Source organism: Idiomarina loihiensis L2TR, from assembly GCF_000008465.1.
GTDB classification, from domain to species: domain Bacteria; phylum Pseudomonadota; class Gammaproteobacteria; order Enterobacterales; family Alteromonadaceae; genus Idiomarina; species Idiomarina loihiensis.
The window spans coordinates 961,581-979,545 of the sequence record NC_006512.1; the positions used below are offsets into that span (position 1 = coordinate 961,581).

Below are 17,965 nucleotides of genomic sequence, written 5' to 3' on the forward strand. Positions count from 1 at the left end.
TTACTAAGAATTTGTTACAGCTAAACCCACAGATTTTTAGAAAAGTAATTTTCCATTTTTATGTAGATAAATCTTTAGTATTCCAGTCATAAATAATGTGCCAAAATCACATATTCACCTTGTTCAGAAAAAACTACGCGCCCCATATCTTCTTTTAATATCCAAACATCATTTTCTTTCTCAATAGATTGAAAAGAGTCTACTTTTTGGCTGTAATAAGACATCATTGCCGTTTGCAATGGTTTAAGCGGATATCTAGCTAAATAAATCCATATCTTTTCTCCATTACTTTCATATCCTGAAATTGGAGTAATGGGTCCCTTTAAAGATTCTTCATGTCCTGGAGACTTAGTCAGTGGCATTAGTATCCATTGTCCGTTTTCTCCCTCAAACAACGTCCATTCAGTATCTTCTATGGGACAAAGCCAAAAAATTATTTCCCCTCCGGGACAATATGGATAAAACTGGCTCAACTCTTTCCAGTCAGGAATTTCTGGTTTTCTCAAAAAAAGAGCATCAATATTGATGGATGAACTAATCGGTTGCTCAGCCCAGCTCCAGTCCTCTAAAACTACGGGTAAATCCATAACTATTCCTTTTTTTGAAGTACTTCCTCGGGCACGACATCTGGAGATATCGTACCGAAAACTAAATAATCGGAACTAAGCTCTTTAGCCAAAAAAAGTGAGCTAAGCCCATCTTGGATTAATTCTGTTATTTCTCCCGAGAGTAAGTTATTTACAACTAAAGACGCAGGCCTAGTCGATAGCTCCTCGCTGCTTCTTGCCTGCCAACTATCTGTTAACCTACTCATTGGATAAAAAGGTTTTTTATCCAGTTTCTTCAACTCTCTTAAGTTTTTCCCTTGGAGCTTTACTGGAAGAAGTCTATTTAGAGGGATAAATAACTTTTCTGTATGTTTATTTAGCCGATACTCTCCCGATAATTGAGCTCGATCAACATCCATAACCCTGCTCCAAATAATTTTACGAGCCTCAATAAGGTTAACGGTACTGTTGTTAATCGCAGGTATAAGGACTTGATACAACGACAAGTAAATAGCTAGCAAAATACCAATTGATAACATGACCTCAACAGTAGCTTGACCTTTACATTTAAAGCGCATCACGACCTAAAATTCCTGTTTTATCTTTATAAGATATTGAAGTTAGCTGAGGCTCCCAGAGCGCATTAAACAAGTTATCCGTTTCATAAAGATCATCTTTTCTATAGAAGATTTTGTCTGGACGACTAAAATGCGTTTTTGCTTTAGCATATGCAACTTGGTTACTGTCCCCCACTTTTATTATCACCGTATCCATGCCCATCTTTAAAAAGTTGCTTAGCCGCATATAGCTAAATTTTTGTGGGTTCGAATTAAACGACTCCATCTGCGCCAAACCAAGTCTGGAAGACATAGAATTACTTTGAAAGGCTGCACCATAACCAGAGCGATGATAACGTCTTTGCTGTTGTGCTTTAGCGCCCCAGCCTAATGGCAATTGCTCCCGAAAACTTCCTACGAACCATTTTCGCCCGTGAAGCGAAACGGAATCCAGCGCATGCCAGTCCCAGCCTCCGTTTCTGTTCCTTGATAATTCTGTTCCTCCACGCTTTATTATTTTATGAGTGAATACGTCTATCCAGTTATATCCTCTGGATTTGCTGAAGGGATCCAGACTTTTCAGTGTCAACTCTTCTAGTTCTTTTGATTGTCTTTCATTACTGGTTTTACGGACTTCTGTTTTGCGCCACCAAAGAGTTGGAAATGGCACAACACCACCTCCCTGATACGCTTCCCAACTTAGATCTCCTGAATGTTTAGAAACGATATCTTGAATAAGAAGTGGTAGCTCCAAGACGAAACTTGCATCTAAAAGTCTCTGTGCCGCTGATATTCCCTGTATCACAGCCGATTGAAAACGGATTAAGACGCGCGCCAATTGCTGATAAGCTTCCTCGACTCGGTCGAGAATGGTTGATAACACTCTGGTTATTTGCCCGATATAAGGAATGAATGACGTTACTGTCTCTAAGTTGTCCGCCGTCCGGTCTAACATAGACATATAGCTCGCTAGACCAACCCACTGAGCTATTGCTACCTGGTTTCCAATAAGTGCACGATTTGTTAAAGCTAGAAAATTCATCTGCCGGGACATAGCAACAGCTGCGCTATAAGCCGCGTTATCAGCAACACTTTGCAAGTACCATTGACGCCGGGCGTGTTTTCCCATGTCCGTTACAGCGAAAAGCAACATCGAAACGAGTAACAAAACCCCGACCATTAAAATCAGGGTTTGTCCTTTTATTCGCGTATTGGATTTTCCCAAAGCAATCATTTCTTCTTGCCTTGCTCGGTGGCCTCGTCATAATTTCCGAGGTTTACTTCAGTATTTGCCACGGTTCCTGCGCGCCTTGACGACTGGCGAGCTCGGTTTAACTGTTGCGTAGATGATTGCCCTGTCATTTCTTGAGCAAGTCCAGCCACCTGGTTACGTATGGACTTACCAAAAAGTGAATAGACTCCGATTGCAGCAACAGCAATCAAAGCGACAATAATGATGTATTCCGTCATTCCCTGACCACGAGAACGCCGAGCTAAATGCGTATTCATAATTCCCTCCTGGCAATAGGCAACACCGTAATTGGCGTTGACGTCAGGAAGTATAGAACGAGTTTTAGAGAGTCAGATCAGAAGTAGCAAATGTCTTACTCAATATTCAGATATTTATGCATCTGCGTAGAAAGTTTATGGCAGCTCAGATTTTTTAGGTGCTTAGTTTACTGTGCCACTTCATTGGCGCTTGTTTTGGATGGAAGACGGCTAATATGAGAATAAACTCAGCTTCATCACGATAGAGTATTCCGTGAGGAAATATCTCTAAAGGCCAACGGCGAACCTTATGCTCAAGAATTTGCATCGCCAAAGGTTGGTTTGCAGCAGCTTTAACGGCTGTTTCTACTGCACTTTGAAACTTTCTAGCTAAGTCAGGGCTAATTTTCTGATAATAGCTCTTTTCTCGCCGAATATCTTCGCGGGCAGATGCAAGAAAGCGAACAGGTTTCAACGATCATCTGCCTTAAGGTCTTTAAATACGTCCTCAGATGGGATAGCTTGCTCTTCACCCCGAATATAAGCTTCGTATCGGTTATTTGCTTCAGCCACCCAGGCTTGCTCCACTTGTTGCGAATTCGAGCCAGAACGCTGTTCAAGGCTCTCCAATAGGTGAACTATCAATCGGGTTTTCTCCTCTTTGGGAAGGGAAAGCGCTTCAGTTTCGAGAACTTCTGCAGATATCGTCATAACCACCTCGGTTAATATTTACTCTATAACACCCTACTATACGAGAAAGATGAAATGAAACCAGCATGCCCCACAAAATATTTCGACGCCTAAACAGCACGCAATATAAACGTTAATTATAATGGCATAGATAGGAACATCGCTTTTTTAGCAAGTTACTCAATATTAAGATATTTATGCATCTGCACGGAAAGTCGCCAGTTGCGCGCTATGCAGGTTTTCATCGCAAGCTCGGTGGCGCGTGGCCGCTGGCTTATTGGTTGCAGGCAAATAATGGCGTCTGCTTTGGGTGGGCAGCGTTCTAGTAAGGAATCTAGCGCGTCTATGTGCTTTTGCATGGCTATGGGGTGCTTTATTTCATTAGCGCGTGCCATGCAGTCGGGGCGCACTAAATAACCACCGGGCATATCCAGCTTGGGTGATACCGTTACCCAGGTGCTGTCGGTCACTTTTAGCTCAAAGGTACCGCTGGTTTCTATTTGCAACTGGTAGCCTTTGGCTTCTAAGGCTTTGCCAAGCGGCAGTAAGTCAAACATAGCGGGTTCACCGCCGGTTATCACTACATGTTTGGCGGAGTAACCTTCTTGTTCAAAACGCGCAATAATGTCCTCGGCGGTCATTTCTGACCATTTTGCAGAGGCTTCGGTTTTTGCCATTAATGCGTCTATGCTTACCTGGTCGGTGGGGTTGGTTTCCCATGTGTGCTGGGTATCGCACCAGGGGCAGCCCACAGGACAACCCTGCAAACGCAGAAAAATAGATGGCACGCCGGTAAAGGTGCCCTCGCCTTGCAAGGTTTCAAAAATTTCGTTGATGCGGTAAGACATAGCTTCCGTTAAAATGGCTTTGGTTAACATGAGTGAATGCGGATTATACGGGGAGTTACAGCATGTCGCAAAAGGTCGTTGTTATTTATTCAGGCGGAATGGACTCTTTTACCGTTTTGCACAGAGCCCTGGCCGAGGGAAACGAGGTACTGGCACTGTCGTTTAACTACGGACAACGCCATGTCAAAGAATTAGAAGTTGCGGGTAACGTCTGTAAACAGCATGGAATACCCCACAAAGTGGTGGACATTACCGCTATTAACTCGCTGCTGTCCGGTAGCTCGCTAACCGACGACATCGACATTCCTGAAGGCCACTACGAAGAAGAGTCAATGAAGTCCACTGTGGTACCTAACCGCAATATGATTTTACTGTCGCTGGCCATTGGTTATGCGGTGTCTGAAGAGGCTTCTGCGGTGTATTACGGCGCGCATTCGGGTGATCACGCTATTTACCCGGACTGTCGCCCTGAGTTTGTGCGGCAAATGGATGTAGTAAGTAAAATGGCGAACTACGAGCCGGTAGCGGTTCATGCGCCTTATTTAGACGTGGACAAAAACGCCATTTTGGCCGACGGCATTAAAATGGGGCTGGACTACAGTCAAACCTGGACTTGCTATAACGGCCGCGACAAAGCCTGTGGAAAATGCGGAGCCTGCCAGGAACGCTTAGAGGCCTTCGCCGCCAACGGCATTGAAGACCCTATTGCTTACGAATAAAAGGCTACGAATAACCTACAGCCAGCGTTGGGCTTGTTCCCAGCGCTGAGTGCGTTTTAACTCTTCGAGCGACACCGCGTTCGACGACATTAGCATTCGGTTCACGCGTTGGGCACTTTCCGGCTCAGTGGCGGGTAAGTCAGCGTCCAATACTTGCACCGCTCCGGCTCTGTCATTGCATACCAATATCATGTCACAGCCAGCCTTTAGCGCCGCCACTGCACGCTGTTCCATATCTCCGGCAACGGTTGCGCCCTGCATAGACAAATCGTCACTAAAAATAGTGCCGTTAAACTGCAGTTCACTGCGCAGTATTTGCTGCAGCCAGAACTCGCTGAAACCGGCAGGCTGCGGGTCTATTTGCGGGTAAATAACGTGAGCCGGCATTATGCCGTCTAGTTTCTGGATTAATGACAAAAATGGCTTTAAATCGTGCGCGCGAATTTGCTCTAAGGTACGGTCGTCTTCCGGAATGGCAATGTGGGAATCGGCCTGAACAGAACCGTGCCCAGGGAAGTGCTTGCCGGTGCAGGCCATACCGGCCTCATGCATGCCTTCAATAAACGACGACGCCAGTTTAGAAATTTCCGACGGCACTGCAGAAAATGCGCGGTCACCTATAACGTCACTGCAGTCGTCTACGTCCAGTACCGGGGCAAAACTGATATCAATGCCCACAGCCTGAACTTCTGCTGCCATTAGCCAGCCTAAGTCGCGCGCGGCACGCTGGCGCTCATCTTCATTTTCTATTTTTTGCAAAGAGCCCATAGACGGAATGGCGCTAAACCCCTCACGAAAGCGCTGTACCCGCCCACCTTCGTGGTCTACTGCAATAAGCAACGGCTTAGCAGCAGCGGCTCGTGCCTCACGTATTAACTCCTGCAGTTGTTCCAGCGAGGCAAAATTTCGCGTAAATAGAATTAGTCCGTTTACGGCGGGTGCCGCAAGAAGTTTTTTGTCCTCGGCGGTCAGCTCTGTGCCCGCAATATCTATCATTAATTGTGCCATAACAGCAGCTGTCTCATTTCGTTTTCAATAGTCAGCAGTTTGCCATGAGTTCAGTAAAGACGCCATGTTCCCTGTTTATCTTTTCGTCCGCTGTGCTAAATTAACATTATTACAACAATAAGAGAGACGTAGTATGAAACTCGAAAAATCGCTTTTATGTATTGGTATTACTTTGGCACTGTCTGCCTGTGATGGCTCAGACAGCGGCAGTTCCGGTAGTTCAGGCTCCGCTGGTGGTGGCGACAATGACTACGCGTTTTGTTCCGCTGAATATCAAAATGAAGAGTTTTTCGAGTACATGAAAGAGGATTACTTCTGGGCAAGTCAGCTACAGGACAGCTTAGACCCAGAGGCATTTGACGACGTTTATGCGGTTCTTGAGGAATTGCGCGTACCGGAGGACACCTACAGCTACATTCTTACAGAAGAGGAATACAATGACCTGTTTGTCAGTGCGACTTACTTCGGGTTTGGTTTTTCTATGGAGCAAATTAGCGCAAGCCGGGTGAAAATTCGTTTTGTTTATGACAATTCCCCCGCCGCTGCAGCTGGCATTGCCCGAGGCGATGAACTATTGGAAATAGATGGGCAGTCGGTAGCGGACTTACTTGCCAATGGGGAGTTTAATAACGCATTGGGCCCCAACGAGAGTGGCGTCAGTAAAAGCGTTACCTGGAGACGTCCGGACGGTAGTGAAGAAACCGAACTCTTAAGTAAAGTTGAAGTAGAAACCAATACCGTTATGGGGTCTCAAACTTACACACAAAATGGAGAAACGGTTGGTTACTTTGCTCTGGACTCATTCATTAACCGCACGGGTTCAGACTTAAACATGGCATTTGATCAGTTTGCCGCCGACAACATCGACCATTTAGTCATTGATGTGCGCTATAACGGCGGTGGTTTAATTCGTTACGCTAATCAAATTTCTACTCAGACTGCCGGCAGCAATGTGCTGGGTAAAACCTTTCTGCAATACCGCTTTAACGAGCAGAACAGCGACCAGAACCAGACACTCCCTTTTAGTTTGGTCGATGGTGTCGAGCAACTCGATTTAGACCGGGTGTTTGTGCTAACCACCGGCAGCAGTTGTTCGTCTTCCGAAATTATTATTAACTCGTTAAGCCCGCATATTGAAGTTGTCACCATAGGCGAACAAACATGTGGAAAGCCTGTCGGTCAGCAACCTGCCGAACTCTGCGATAAAGTCACTTTTGCCATTAACTTTGAAACGGTTAACTCAGAAGGCGAAGGGAAATACTACAATGGTCTGGCACCAACCTGTTCGGTTGAAGACCAACTGGTCGCTGACTGGGGAAGCTCAGAAGATCCACTAACAGCGGCCGCAAACACATACATTAGTACCGGCAGTTGCCCGGTAAGCTCTGCCAGCGCAGAAATAAAAAAGAGCGCTCAGGCGCGCTCTTTTGTTAAACCTATTCACAACATGAAGGATAAGCGCGAGTCCCTGCAGTAAGGCTATACGCAGGAACCCGATGCAGCAGCGGTTAATCTTTAACCGCTGCTTTTCTTATGTCGCCTTTAGCCGTGTAAAACTGGTTGTTTTCGATAATACCGGGAGCAAAGCTGTCCACGCCAATGGCGGTTAAACGAAGCTCTTCAGTTTCTGCCAATTTTGCAGCCGTGTCTGCATCCACCAAACCTTTTTCCAAAGCCACATCGGCAAGCTCTTTACCATTGAGGTTAGAGGATAATTCACCGCGTTTTTGCGCTTTACGCAGCGTTTTGTAAACCGACTTCATTTCCAGCATAGAAGTAAAAGCTTTTTCCATGTGCCCTGTTGCATCACCAATACTGTCTTTCCAGTAACACAGGAAAGTATGGCGGTCACGAGTAACGCCCGGCTCCATCATGCTGACACTGATATCCTGTAAAATTTCATCAGACGGCTTTTTGAAGTGATTGCCCAGCGGGAATATCAAAATACGCATTACCCAAGCCATAAAGCGATTCGGGAAGTTATCAAAAAAGCCATAGAACGCATCGGCAATGCTGTATAAATGGTGCTTCAGCGCATAATGAACGTAAGGTAAGTCGGCTACCTGACGGCCTTCGTCTTCAAAGCGCTTCAGTACTGCCGAGCCCATATATAAATGACTCAAAATGTCACCTAAGCGGGCTGAAATCATTTCTTTACGTTTCAAATCGCCACCCATCATCAGCATAGAAATATCTGATGCTAAAGCTAAACCACGGCTCATACGACCCAGCTTACGATAATAATGAGCAGTTTCACCACTCACCGGAGACTCGCCAAAGCGTGCGCCACTTAAGCCCAGCCATAAGCTGCCAAAGACGTTACTGGCGGCAAAACCGATATGCTTCATCAGCAGGCCGTCAAACTCACGCATACCCTCATCTTCATTAGGGTTAGCCGCAGCTTTCATTTCTTTAAGTACATAGGGGTGACAACGCGTTGCACCCTGACCAAATATCATCAGGTTACGGGTCAGAATATTTGCACCCTCAACCGTAATAGACACTGGCGTCGCCATGTAGGCGTGGCCTAAATAGTTATGCGGACCTAATTGAATGCCCTTACCGGCGTGAATATCCATTGCATGCTCTAATACCTCACGACCCATTTCGGTCATATGGTATTTAGTCATGGCAGTTACTACTGAAGGACTCTGTCCCTGACATAAAGCCGAAATGGTCAGACGACGCATAGATTCCAGAATGTAGTTGGTGCCACCAATTTTACCCATTGATGACTGCACACCTTCGAACATACCAATTGGCATGCCAAATTGCTGACGCACATAAGCGTAAGCACCGGTCATACGCTGAGTTACGTGGCCTGATGCAGCAGCCAGTGCCGGCAGTGAAATACCACGCCCTGCCGACAAACATTCAACCAGCATACGCCAGCCTTTACCGGCATAGTCTGAACCACCAATAATCCATTTCAGCGGAATAAAGACGTCTTTACCATAGGTTGTACCGTTCAGAAACGCCTGGTTCAGAGGAAAATGACGGTCGCCAATTTCAACACCTTTGTGCGATGTCGGAATTAACGCACAAGTAATGCCAATTTCTTTCTTATCACCTAATAAGGCATCCGGGTCGTAGAGTTTAAATGCCAAACCCAGAACCGTTGCTGAAGGCGCTAAGGTAATATAACGCTTCGACCAGTTAAGACGAATGCCAACAACTTCTTCACCCTCGTGCTCGCCTTTACAAATAATACCTTCATCCGGAATAGCACCAGCATCTGAGCCAGCTTCCGGTCCGGTTAAGGCAAAACACGGAATGTCGGTACCATCAGACAGGCGTGGCAACCAATAGTCTTTTTGCTCTTTGGTACCATAATGAGTTAGTAACTCGCCCGGCCCCAGGGAGTTTGGAACCATAACAGAGACCGCAGCACTGATAGAACGACTGGCAATTCGCGAAACAATGTAGGAGTTTGCCGCCGGGGTAAAGTCGAGGCCGCCGTAATCTTTACCAATAATCATGGCGAAGAAGCGTTCTTTACGCAGATAATCCCAAACTTGTTTAGGTAAATCGCGATCCTGCTGAACAATTTTAAAATCATCCAGCATGTCCAGCAGTTTAGCCAACTGGTTGTCGACAAACGCCTGTTCTTCGGCAGTGAGTTTAGGTTCAGGTACATCCAGCAGTTTTTGCCAGTCCGGACGTCCGCTGAACAGCTCTCCGTCCCACCATACATCGCCCGCTTCCATGGCCTCACGTTCTGTGTCAGACATAGGCGGCAAAATGCGTTTAAAAATAGCAAAAACGGGTTTAGTCACCAGGCTGCGACGGATATCTCCGACTGCAAACACCAGTACCACTAAAACCACTAACAGAATAAAAATTTCCATGGGTATCTCCAGTGCACCATCACAATAAAAGTGTAGTCAAATCTCAAACTTACGACAGGTTGTTTACGCTTCTTCCAGCCCGCCGGAAACAAATGGGATCAAATGATCAATAACATCCTGCGCACCCACTTTTTGATTGAATTCGGCCTCAGCAATTTCAATCAGAGCTTGCCCAGATACCTGGGCAAAAACTGCTGCTCCCAGAATAAAGTGTAGACGCCAGAACATTTGTTGCTCATCCAAATGTGGATTCGCGCGCTTTAATAAAGCCATTAAATGCTGTAATACCTCACCAAACTCCTGCTGAGTGTATTTACGTAAATGCCCCTGAATTTCGGAATAAGCAAAGCCCAGTAATCTTAAAAAGATATCGGGGCCGTGTTTATTAACTTCGGTTAACTTTGCCAGAGGTATTTTAAAGCGCTTAAACAATTCTTCCGTTTTTAACTCGCTCTGCTGCTCTGCCAGCTTTAACTGTTCTTCCAGAACCGGCATAAAAACAACCAGATAACGCGCCATTACGGCCTGAATAAGTGCTTTTTTTGAGCCAAAGTGATAGTTTACAGAAGCAAGGTTAACCCCCGCTTCCTGCGTAATTTGCCTTAACGAAGTCTGCTCAAATCCATCGCGGGAAAAGAGCATTTCTGCGGCATTAAGTATTTTCTTTTGAGTCGGAATTCGGGCTGCCATGAAATAAATAAACGCATGATTTAAACATGCGTTTAATCTAATTCATGTCGTTTCAGCGTGCAAGTGTTCGCTGAATTTATTTTTGGTAAGAGTGTAAACCTTTTCAGGCTGCACTTAGTGGCGCCAATAATGACGATGGAACAAAATAAGTACCGTCATAATTTCCAGACGGCCTGCCAGCATAGCAAAAACCAGCAAAAGTTTAGCTCCCCCGTCAAGGCTCGCGAAGTTTCCTGCCGGACCAATAATGTCGCCTAATCCAGGTCCAACGTTGCCCACCGCAGAAGCCGCACCTGATATTGCCGTCATAAAATCCAGATCAAATAATGATAACCCCAATGCAATAACCGCTATCAGCAAAAAGTACATAAAGCAAAAAGCGACCATTGAGCCAAGTAATGAGTCATTTACCCGACGCTCCTGATAGGTCTGGACACTGACCAGGTTAGGATGAATTAACTGGCTGAACTGTTTTCTTAATAACAGCTGCGACAACTGAAAACGAAAAATTTTCATACCGCCGGAAGTTGAGCCGGTGCAGCCGCCAATAAACATTAAGTAGAAGAAAGCCATTAACGACCAACTTCCCCAGTTTCCGTAATCTTCGGTTGCGTAACCGGTTGTGGTCACAACTGACACGACATTAAATGCCGTATGCATTAATGCATCACCAAGTTCCCGTCCTTTAACTATCTGAACCAGGGTAATCAACGCAATAGCAATGAGAAGGAAGGTAACAAAAGCCCGTACCTGGCTATCTTTCCACAATGGTCCAAAGTCACCTTTTACAAAGCGAATGTAGAGCACAAAAGGTAAGGCGCCTGCCACCATAAAAATAGTGCCCGTTATCACCAAAAATGGTGTATTAGAAAAATGCCCAAAAGACGCATCGTAGTTAGAGAAGCCTGCTGTCGCTATGGTGGTCATGCCGTGCACAAAGGCATCAAAACTGCCCATGCCGCCAATTAAATACAAGCTAATAACGGCAGCCGTCAGAATGAGGTAAACCCGCCCTATTGCCAAAACCATATGGCTGGAACGTGGCATAAATTTACCCGACATATCGGAAGATTCAGCCTGGAACAGGCGCATGCCGCCAACTTGCAAAAACGGCAAAATGGCCATAGCCATAACGATAATTCCGATTCCGCCCAACCATTGCAACATAGCCCGCCACAACAGAACACTCGCGGGCAAGTCGTCCAGCCCCGAGATAACGGTGGCTCCGGTAGTTGTAATGGCTGACATGGCTTCAAACCAGGCACTGGAGAAGTCCAGATAAGGTCGAGCAAAAATAAACGGCAAGGTGGCGAATAAGCTGGCCGAAACCCAGCATAAGGAGGTCAACAGAAAAACTTGTCGTGCCCGCAGTTTGGCCTCACCCGCTGGCTGCAAAAACAGAAGCAAACCAAAAACCAGACCCAGGCTGGATAATGTCAGGTAAGTCCACTGCTCTTTTTCGCCACTAACCACCGCCATAACAAAGGGCGCCAGCAAGGCGATAGAAAGCAATGCAATGAGCCCGCCAATGGCTTTCAGCAATAGCTTAATAGCCTGACGCTTATCAAGCGGAGTCTGACGCAATGACTGGCTTGCCTGCATTGACATAGTTTTAGTTAGACGTGTCTAAAGGAGCAAATGATTTCACCAAATCATCAATCGCTTTCATCTGCTGAAGGTAGGGCTCCAGAGCGTGCAGAGGTAAAGCACAGGGACCATCGCATTTCGCTTCATCGGGGTTCGGGTGCGCTTCAATAAACAAACCAGCAATACCCAGCGACATACCAGAACGAGCCAACTGCGCTGCTTGCGCGCGGCGTCCGTCAGCAGAGTCAGCTCTGCCGCCAGGACGCTGCAAAGCGTGAGTTGCGTCAAAAATAACCGGCGCCATGGGTTTCATCTCGTCCATACCAAGCATATCAACAATGAGATTGTTATAACCAAAGCTTGAACCTCGCTCACACAACATCAGCTTCTCGTTACCGGCCTCGCCAAACTTTTTAATAATGTGCTTCATTTCCTGCGGCGCAAGAAACTGTGGCTTTTTAATATTAACCATAGACCCGGTTTCAGCCAGTGCTACAACCAGGTCAGTCTGACGGGCGAGAAACGCCGGTAACTGCAATACATCAACCACTTCAGCGACCGGTGCTGCCTGATGCGGCTCGTGTACATCGGTAATTAAAGGTACATTAAACTGCTGTTTCACTTCTTCAAAAATGCGCAGTCCTTCTTCCAGACCGGGGCCGCGAAAAGAGTGAATGGATGACCGATTGGCTTTATCAAACGACGCCTTAAACACGTAAGGAATGCCAAGCCTGCTGGTTACCTCAACGTAATGCTCAGCAATTCGCAAAGCTAAATCACGGGATTCCAGCACATTCATCCCGCCAAATAAAACAAAGGGTTTCTCATTTGCTATTTGAATGTCACCAAGCTGTAACTCTTTAATCATCATAAACTCCCGCGGTTAACTACCGACAACTCGTAGAATCTGTCCGGCGAAATACGCCATATAGGTTCCAAGCGCATAACCCATTACCGCTAATAATACACCAACCGGCGCCAATGACGGATGAAAAGCTGAAGCAACAACCGGTGCTGACGCTGCGCCACCCACATTAGCCTGACTGCCCACAGCCATATAAAATACAGGAGCACGAAGCAGTTTAGCCACGAATAACATAAGCCCAGCATGGATCAGCATCCAGATAGCACCAATTAAGAAGTACTTAGGCGCCTCTACTATTTTGGTTACGTCCATATGCAGGCCAATGCTGGCCACCAGAATATAAACAAAAACGGAGCCTATTTTTGACGCCCCGGCGGCCTCCAAAGAACGAGCCCGGGTAAAAGAAAGTGCAATACCGCCAGCAGTGGCTAAAACAATGACCCAGAAAAACAGACTGTCCAGGCTGAACTTACTTAGTGCAGGATAATTCGTTGCTATTCCCGGAGCTATCCAGTCAGCCAGCAAATGCGCTAACCCGGCAATACCGAAACCAACAGCCAGAATCAGCATTAAATCACGTAAGCTCGGGTTTCTGACATGCTCGGCTTCATACTGCTCCACTTTACGACGAATGTTGTCGATAGCGGATGTATCAGCGCCGGTGCGGGCATCAATTTTCTTAGCATTTGCTGCCATATAAAGCAGTACAGCCATCCATAAGTTGGCAACAATAATGTCTACTGTCACCATGGCTGAGAAAATATCACCGCCGACTTCATAAACTTCTTTCATGGCAGCCTGGTTTGCGCCGCCACCAATCCAGCTTCCGGCAATGGTTGTCATGCCACGCCAAACAGCATCAGGGCCCGCACCGCCAAGCATTTCAGGGAATATGGCAGACACCAGTAACAAGGCTATAGGTCCGCCAATGACAATACCAAAAGTACCGGTTAAAAATAGAATAAGAGCCTTTGACCCAAGACCCATTACGGCTTTTAAATCCAGACTTAGGGTAAGCAATACCATACAGGCGGGTAACAGATAATCCATTGCTATATCTGTTACGGCAGTTTGATTTCCGTCGACAATACCAAAAGTATTCAGCAAAGACGGTATGAAATAGCAAAGCAGTAAAGCCGGAACAAAACGATAGAATTTCTTGAAAAAAGGATGCTCGCTGCTATTAGTGTAAAATACAAAACCAAGGATGGTCAGCAATAAACCAATAACAACCCCATCGTTAGTGATTAAGGCATTCGTTTCCGAAACAACAGACTCAGGCGCTAACATAGGTACTCCTTTTACTTAACCGGCAATAAGTGCTTGTTTGGACACAGCCACATGCAACAGGAAGGCTATCCAGCCGCAAGCGCCAATAAAACCAAGCCAGCGCGCACCAGCTGTTTTTCCTTTCATAGCTAAGACACCAAAGCCAATATAAGCAATAACACCTATGACTTTATCAGTTAACCAGGGAACCTGAATTGGGTACATGCTTAACGTCACCATGATACCCACCGCACTGAGCAACAATAAGGTATCGTTAACGTGAGGGACTATCTTCAACCACTTCTTTTTTAATAAAGGTGAGTCAAGAAGCAGAAGCACAAAACGGAATAAAAAAAGGCTGATCGAAATCAGCACAAATAATACATGCAGGTGTTTAAAAGCAGCGTACACAGTAACCTCTTATTTTTAATTTAATTAAATGGTTCTCAACTCAGGCAGGGATTTTATAACAACATCAAGAAACTTAGGTGAATAATAGCGGCCCCGTTCATCTTTCAGGCGTACCGCAATATCGCTGTCACTAATGCCACTTTCCCACCAATCCAGCAACTGCTCGGTCAACAGAAGAACCTGAGTGCTTATCGCGATATCCGAGCCTTGTTTACCTTCGGGCAAACCCAGGCCGTCCCAGCGCTCCAGTCTTTCAATAAGTGCCCTGTGCGCATTTTGTGTTGCTTCATGCTCACCGTGCCCCAACGCTCGTAATGAGCGGGCAACTCGTTGCTGACACGTGGTTTCTACCGCTGCAGCCGCATCTGAAGCGCAATTAAGCAACGGCCGCGCTTGCGCAAATAAAGACCAGGCCAAAGCCGTTGTCTCTGCGTCTTCTGCCGCAACTTTTTGAGCTACAGCATATGCCAATCGAACTTCGCTGTTTTGCTCCAGAATGCCGTTAAAATGGCTGGCATGGTGCAGCATAAGTTGATCGGCTAAACGCGCCAGAAACTGATCGGAATCTTCCAGACAAACCACGTTATCCTGTGCCAGTTGTACATTTTCAGAAAATAGTTGAAGCACATGGTGATCATCGGCCGTAAGTGCTCTGGATAAGCCGCCGATAAACAAAACAGAACCGTGCGACCGGCAATGACTGCGGCAATATAACAATACGAAGTCGTCACCATAATACGAGCCATGATTCGCAATAACATGCTCTAACTCGGCTAAGGCCTTTGACGGAATAACTGAACGTAAAGTCTGACCAACACAAACCCCGGAATCTTCTCCATGAGCGGCTAACACTTTATAAGATGAGCCGTCTTCATTGGAAGTAGCATACAAGGTTTGTTTGGCACCGCCGATTACCCAGCTCAACTGCTGCACTAAACCATCAACAAAACTGTTCATTGGTTGCAGAGCATAAAGATTAGCCGAAGCGGCGATGATTTTCTCAAGCCCGTGACGACTTTGATCAATGGACATGATATCGCGGTACGAACGCAGCGATGACATTACTGCAGTAAAGAGTTTCTGTGCAGTGAGTTCGGTTTTGGATTTGTAGTCGTTGATGTCGTAGTTAACGATAACCGTGCGTTCAGGTGCCTGACCCGGCTGCCCTGTCCGCAAAATAATACGAGTAAAGTGGTTGTCGGCTTCTTCCCGAATATAACGCGCTACCTGCAGTCCGGCATCATCGGTTTCCATAACAACGTCCAGCAGTAATATAGCTGCGTCAGGATGCTCGTCAATTAACCGCTTTGCTTCTTCACCAGAAAAAGCACTGTAAAACTTTAAACCACGACCTAAAAAATTAAAGTCGTTGAGTGCCAGTTTGGTTACCGCATGCACCTCTGGTTCATCATCGACAATCAGAATTTTCCAGTATTCTGTCGGTAATTTTGTGGTTTGCTGGCTGGTTTCGTCAGCAAACATAAACTGATTGCTCATTATTAGTCTCTCCCCGCCCTGGCTTTTTTCCCGCCGGTAACTCGGTCTACCCTAGCATAATCCTGCCAACGGTTAACCTTTTTATAACCACTTTTAAACAGTAGCTCTGCAACGCTATCAGCCTGTTGCCATCCCTGCTCAAGTAGTAACCAACCCTGGTCTGCTAAATGGTTGTTGGCTTCTTTTATAATAGTCTCTATATCGGCTAAACCGTTATTTTCCGCAATTAACGCCGTCTGGGGCTCAAATCTGACATCTCCCATACTCAAGTGCGGATCGCCTGCATCAATGTATGGAGGGTTCGATAAAATCAAGTCAAATTTAAGAGACTTTGGCACAGATTGAAACCAGTTGCTGCACAAAATTTCAACATTTAAGCCTAAAGCCTGACTATTCCGGCGTGCCAGTTCCACCGCATCGCCGCTTTTATCGCACGCCCAAACTTGCCAGCCGGGACGTTCCGACTTTAATGCCAAGGCGACCGCTCCCGTACCCGTGCCTAAATCCAGTACGCGGGCATTTTCAGGAAGCTCAAGACTAAGCGCCGCTTCAACCAGCGTTTCAGTATCGGGACGGGGAATTAACGTGCTGGCGTTTACTTCAAGCATCAATGACCAAAACTCGCGGCGACCAGTGATATGAGCCACGGGCTTGCCTTTCTGCCGGGCTAAAATACATTCCTCATAATGCCGTTGCTGCTCTTGTGTCAGCGGCTTTTCCGGCCAGGTCATAAGGTAAGTTTTTTCTTTATCCAGCACAAAGCAAAGTAAGGCAGAAACATCCGCAGCAGCATCTTCACTCTGCTCTAACTGCTCCCGCCCCCATTTTATGGCTTGCTGCAGCGTCATTGCTGTCCTTCAGACAGAGCCGCCAGTTGATCCGCCTGATGCTCAGTAATAATGGCATCCAGTATCAAATCGATATCGCCGGTAAGTACTTCATCTAACCGATACAGCGTCAGGTTAATGCGGTGGTCTGTTACCCGGCTTTGCGGGTAATTATAAGTGCGAATGCGCTCTGAACGATCACCACTTCCTACCAAATTACGGCGGGTACTGTCTTCTTCTGCCTGACGTTTTTCATCTTCCAGACGTTGTATTCTTGCCTGTAAAACCGACATGGCTTTAGCCCGGTTTTTATGTTGCGAACGCTCTTCCTGACATTCAACAACCACACCAGTTGGTATGTGGGTAAGACGAATAGCAGAATCGGTTCGGTTAACGTGCTGACCACCAGCACCCGAGGCGCGGTAAGTATCGACACGTAAGTCCGCCGGGTTAATTTCAACGGCCTCGGCTTCTGGAATTTCCGGTAACACGGCAACGGTACAAGCTGAAGTATGAATACGCCCTTGCGATTCAGTTTCAGGAACACGCTGCACCCGATGCCCACCAGACTCAAACTTCATGCGCCCGTAAACACCATCACCACTCATGTGAGCAATAATTTCTTTATAACCGCCGTGTTCGCCATCACTGGCACTGACAATATTGACCTTCCAGCCATTTTTTTCAGCGTAGCGGCTATACATACGGAATAAATCGCCGGCGAATATCGACGCTTCATCACCGCCAGCTCCGGCCCGAATTTCCAAATAGCATGAACGATCATCGTTCGGGTCTTTAGGCAGCAACAGAAGTTGTAGGCGGTTTTCCAGCTCTTCTTCGGCTTTTCTTGCCTCTTTTAGCTCTTCTTCCGCCATTTCGCGCATTTCAGCGTCATCATCTTCAGCCATATCTTTTGCAGCTGCCTGATCATCCTGATTCTGGCGGTACTCTTCAAAGCAACCAACCACCTCTTCTAATTGAGAGTACTCACGCGATAATGAGCGAAAACGGTTTTGATCACTGATCACATCGGGCTCACCCAATAAAGCTTGCACTTCCTGATAACGCTCAACTAACCCTTCTAGTTTGCGTTCAATGGATGGATTCAACATG

At 46.4% G+C, this 17,965-nt stretch carries 19 protein-coding genes; 2 read left to right on the plus strand and 17 right to left on the minus strand.

Features of this window, described 5'->3' with window-relative positions; genetic code table 11:
• Nucleotides 1–86: 86 nt before the first annotated feature.
• From IL_RS04610 to queE, 7 genes are all read right to left on the minus strand, one after another.
• Nucleotides 87–587: a hypothetical protein gene (locus tag IL_RS04610; RefSeq protein WP_011234158.1), complete on the minus strand. Its 501-nt coding sequence runs from the start codon at nucleotides 585–587 to the stop codon at nucleotides 87–89.
• 2 nt (nucleotides 588–589) lie between these two features.
• On the minus strand, nucleotides 590–1,126 hold the full coding sequence (locus tag IL_RS04615; RefSeq protein WP_016341304.1) for a hypothetical protein: 537 nt from the start codon (nucleotides 1,124–1,126) through the stop codon (nucleotides 590–592).
• Complete coding sequence (locus tag IL_RS04620; protein WP_011234160.1) at nucleotides 1,116–2,339, minus strand: TadE/TadG family type IV pilus assembly protein; 1,224 nt, start codon at nucleotides 2,337–2,339, stop codon at nucleotides 1,116–1,118. The genes IL_RS04615 and IL_RS04620 overlap by 11 nt, the downstream gene beginning before the upstream one ends.
• Nucleotides 2,336–2,614, minus strand: a complete 279-nt coding sequence (locus tag IL_RS04625; RefSeq protein ID WP_011234161.1) for a Flp family type IVb pilin — start codon at nucleotides 2,612–2,614, stop codon at nucleotides 2,336–2,338. The genes IL_RS04620 and IL_RS04625 overlap by 4 nt, the downstream gene beginning before the upstream one ends.
• A 154-nt stretch (nucleotides 2,615–2,768) precedes the next feature.
• A complete protein-coding gene (locus tag IL_RS04630) occupies nucleotides 2,769–3,068 on the minus strand; it encodes a type II toxin-antitoxin system RelE/ParE family toxin (RefSeq protein ID WP_011234162.1) in 300 nt (99 codons plus the stop codon).
• Complete coding sequence (locus IL_RS04635) at nucleotides 3,065–3,304, minus strand: addiction module protein (protein WP_011234163.1); 240 nt, start codon at nucleotides 3,302–3,304, stop codon at nucleotides 3,065–3,067. Before IL_RS04635 ends, IL_RS04630 begins: the two co-directional genes overlap by 4 nt.
• Nucleotides 3,305–3,459: 155 nt before the next feature.
• Nucleotides 3,460–4,131: a 7-carboxy-7-deazaguanine synthase QueE gene (gene queE, locus IL_RS04640; protein WP_016341305.1), complete on the minus strand. Its 672-nt coding sequence runs from the start codon at nucleotides 4,129–4,131 to the stop codon at nucleotides 3,460–3,462.
• 62 nt (nucleotides 4,132–4,193) lie between these two features.
• On the opposite strand from queE, the gene queC reads away from it, so the two are divergent.
• Nucleotides 4,194–4,850 carry a 7-cyano-7-deazaguanine synthase QueC gene (queC, locus tag IL_RS04645; RefSeq protein ID WP_011234165.1) on the plus strand — a complete coding sequence of 219 codons (657 nt, stop codon included), beginning with the start codon at nucleotides 4,194–4,196 and terminating at the stop codon, nucleotides 4,848–4,850.
• A gap of 15 nt (nucleotides 4,851–4,865) precedes the next feature.
• Here queC and nagZ read toward each other — a convergent pair whose 3' ends face one another.
• Nucleotides 4,866–5,858, minus strand: a complete 993-nt coding sequence (gene nagZ, locus IL_RS04650) for a beta-N-acetylhexosaminidase (protein ID WP_011234166.1) — start codon at nucleotides 5,856–5,858, stop codon at nucleotides 4,866–4,868.
• 133 nt (nucleotides 5,859–5,991) lie between these two features.
• Between nagZ and IL_RS04655 the strand changes: the two genes are divergently transcribed.
• On the plus strand, nucleotides 5,992–7,335 hold the full coding sequence (locus IL_RS04655; protein WP_011234167.1) for a S41 family peptidase: 1,344 nt from the start codon (nucleotides 5,992–5,994) through the stop codon (nucleotides 7,333–7,335).
• Between the two features lie 31 nt (nucleotides 7,336–7,366).
• Here the strand turns inward: IL_RS04655 and IL_RS04660 are convergent, their stop codons facing one another.
• The 9 genes from IL_RS04660 to prfA all read right to left on the minus strand — a co-directional run bounded on the left by IL_RS04660 (nucleotide 7,367) and on the right by prfA (nucleotide 17,964).
• Nucleotides 7,367–9,706: an acyl-CoA dehydrogenase gene (locus IL_RS04660; protein ID WP_011234168.1), complete on the minus strand. Its 2,340-nt coding sequence runs from the start codon at nucleotides 9,704–9,706 to the stop codon at nucleotides 7,367–7,369.
• Between the two features lie 63 nt (nucleotides 9,707–9,769).
• Complete coding sequence (locus tag IL_RS04665; RefSeq protein WP_011234169.1) at nucleotides 9,770–10,396, minus strand: TetR/AcrR family transcriptional regulator; 627 nt, start codon at nucleotides 10,394–10,396, stop codon at nucleotides 9,770–9,772.
• Between the two features lie 114 nt (nucleotides 10,397–10,510).
• Nucleotides 10,511–12,004: a TrkH family potassium uptake protein gene (locus tag IL_RS04670; protein ID WP_227016307.1), complete on the minus strand. Its 1,494-nt coding sequence runs from the start codon at nucleotides 12,002–12,004 to the stop codon at nucleotides 10,511–10,513.
• Nucleotides 12,005–12,008: 4 nt separating this feature from the next.
• The gene (gene kdsA / locus IL_RS04675; protein WP_011234171.1) at nucleotides 12,009–12,851 is read right to left on the minus strand and encodes a 3-deoxy-8-phosphooctulonate synthase; all 843 of its coding nucleotides are present in this window, start codon (nucleotides 12,849–12,851) and stop codon (nucleotides 12,009–12,011) included.
• Between the two features lie 15 nt (nucleotides 12,852–12,866).
• Nucleotides 12,867–14,138 carry a DUF819 domain-containing protein gene (locus tag IL_RS04680; RefSeq protein WP_011234172.1) on the minus strand — a complete coding sequence of 424 codons (1,272 nt, stop codon included), beginning with the start codon at nucleotides 14,136–14,138 and terminating at the stop codon, nucleotides 12,867–12,869.
• Nucleotides 14,139–14,153: 15 nt separating this feature from the next.
• Nucleotides 14,154–14,528: a SirB2 family protein gene (locus IL_RS04685; protein WP_011234173.1), complete on the minus strand. Its 375-nt coding sequence runs from the start codon at nucleotides 14,526–14,528 to the stop codon at nucleotides 14,154–14,156.
• 24 nt (nucleotides 14,529–14,552) lie between these two features.
• Nucleotides 14,553–16,025 (minus strand): DUF3369 domain-containing protein, encoded by a 1,473-nt coding sequence (locus IL_RS04690; RefSeq protein ID WP_011234174.1) that lies wholly within the window; start codon nucleotides 16,023–16,025, stop codon nucleotides 14,553–14,555.
• 2 nt (nucleotides 16,026–16,027) lie between these two features.
• A complete protein-coding gene (gene prmC / locus IL_RS04695; protein ID WP_011234175.1) occupies nucleotides 16,028–16,873 on the minus strand; it encodes a peptide chain release factor N(5)-glutamine methyltransferase in 846 nt (281 codons plus the stop codon).
• The gene (gene prfA, locus IL_RS04700) at nucleotides 16,870–17,964 is read right to left on the minus strand and encodes a peptide chain release factor 1 (protein ID WP_011234176.1); all 1,095 of its coding nucleotides are present in this window, start codon (nucleotides 17,962–17,964) and stop codon (nucleotides 16,870–16,872) included. The genes prmC and prfA overlap by 4 nt, the downstream gene beginning before the upstream one ends.
• Nucleotide 17,965: the final 1 nt, after the last annotated feature.

What these genes read in the sequence shown, in the direction of transcription:
- IL_RS04610 (WP_011234158.1), bottom strand. Translation starts at nt 587, where the DNA reads ATGGATTTACCCGTAGTTTTAGAGGACTGGAGCTGGGCTGAGCAACCG.
- IL_RS04615 (WP_016341304.1), bottom strand. Translation starts at nt 1,126, where the DNA reads ATGCGCTTTAAATGTAAAGGTCAAGCTACTGTTGAGGTCATGTTATCA.
- IL_RS04620 (WP_011234160.1), bottom strand. Translation starts at nt 2,339, where the DNA reads ATGATTGCTTTGGGAAAATCCAATACGCGAATAAAAGGACAAACCCTG.
- IL_RS04625 (WP_011234161.1), bottom strand. Translation starts at nt 2,614, where the DNA reads ATGAATACGCATTTAGCTCGGCGTTCTCGTGGTCAGGGAATGACGGAA.
- IL_RS04635 (WP_011234163.1), bottom strand. Translation starts at nt 3,304, where the DNA reads ATGACGATATCTGCAGAAGTTCTCGAAACTGAAGCGCTTTCCCTTCCC.
- queE (WP_016341305.1), bottom strand. Translation starts at nt 4,131, where the DNA reads ATGTCTTACCGCATCAACGAAATTTTTGAAACCTTGCAAGGCGAGGGC.
- queC (WP_011234165.1), top strand. Translation starts at nt 4,194, where the DNA reads ATGTCGCAAAAGGTCGTTGTTATTTATTCAGGCGGAATGGACTCTTTT.
- nagZ (WP_011234166.1), bottom strand. Translation starts at nt 5,858, where the DNA reads ATGGCACAATTAATGATAGATATTGCGGGCACAGAGCTGACCGCCGAG.
- IL_RS04655 (WP_011234167.1), top strand. Translation starts at nt 5,992, where the DNA reads ATGAAACTCGAAAAATCGCTTTTATGTATTGGTATTACTTTGGCACTG.
- IL_RS04660 (WP_011234168.1), bottom strand. Translation starts at nt 9,706, where the DNA reads ATGGAAATTTTTATTCTGTTAGTGGTTTTAGTGGTACTGGTGTTTGCA.
- IL_RS04665 (WP_011234169.1), bottom strand. Translation starts at nt 10,396, where the DNA reads ATGGCAGCCCGAATTCCGACTCAAAAGAAAATACTTAATGCCGCAGAA.
- IL_RS04670 (WP_227016307.1), bottom strand. Translation starts at nt 12,004, where the DNA reads ATGTCAATGCAGGCAAGCCAGTCATTGCGTCAGACTCCGCTTGATAAG.
- kdsA (WP_011234171.1), bottom strand. Translation starts at nt 12,851, where the DNA reads ATGATTAAAGAGTTACAGCTTGGTGACATTCAAATAGCAAATGAGAAA.
- IL_RS04680 (WP_011234172.1), bottom strand. Translation starts at nt 14,138, where the DNA reads ATGTTAGCGCCTGAGTCTGTTGTTTCGGAAACGAATGCCTTAATCACT.
- IL_RS04690 (WP_011234174.1), bottom strand. Translation starts at nt 16,025, where the DNA reads ATGAGCAATCAGTTTATGTTTGCTGACGAAACCAGCCAGCAAACCACA.
- prmC (WP_011234175.1), bottom strand. Translation starts at nt 16,873, where the DNA reads ATGACGCTGCAGCAAGCCATAAAATGGGGGCGGGAGCAGTTAGAGCAG.
- prfA (WP_011234176.1), bottom strand. Translation starts at nt 17,964, where the DNA reads ATGTTGAATCCATCCATTGAACGCAAACTAGAAGGGTTAGTTGAGCGT.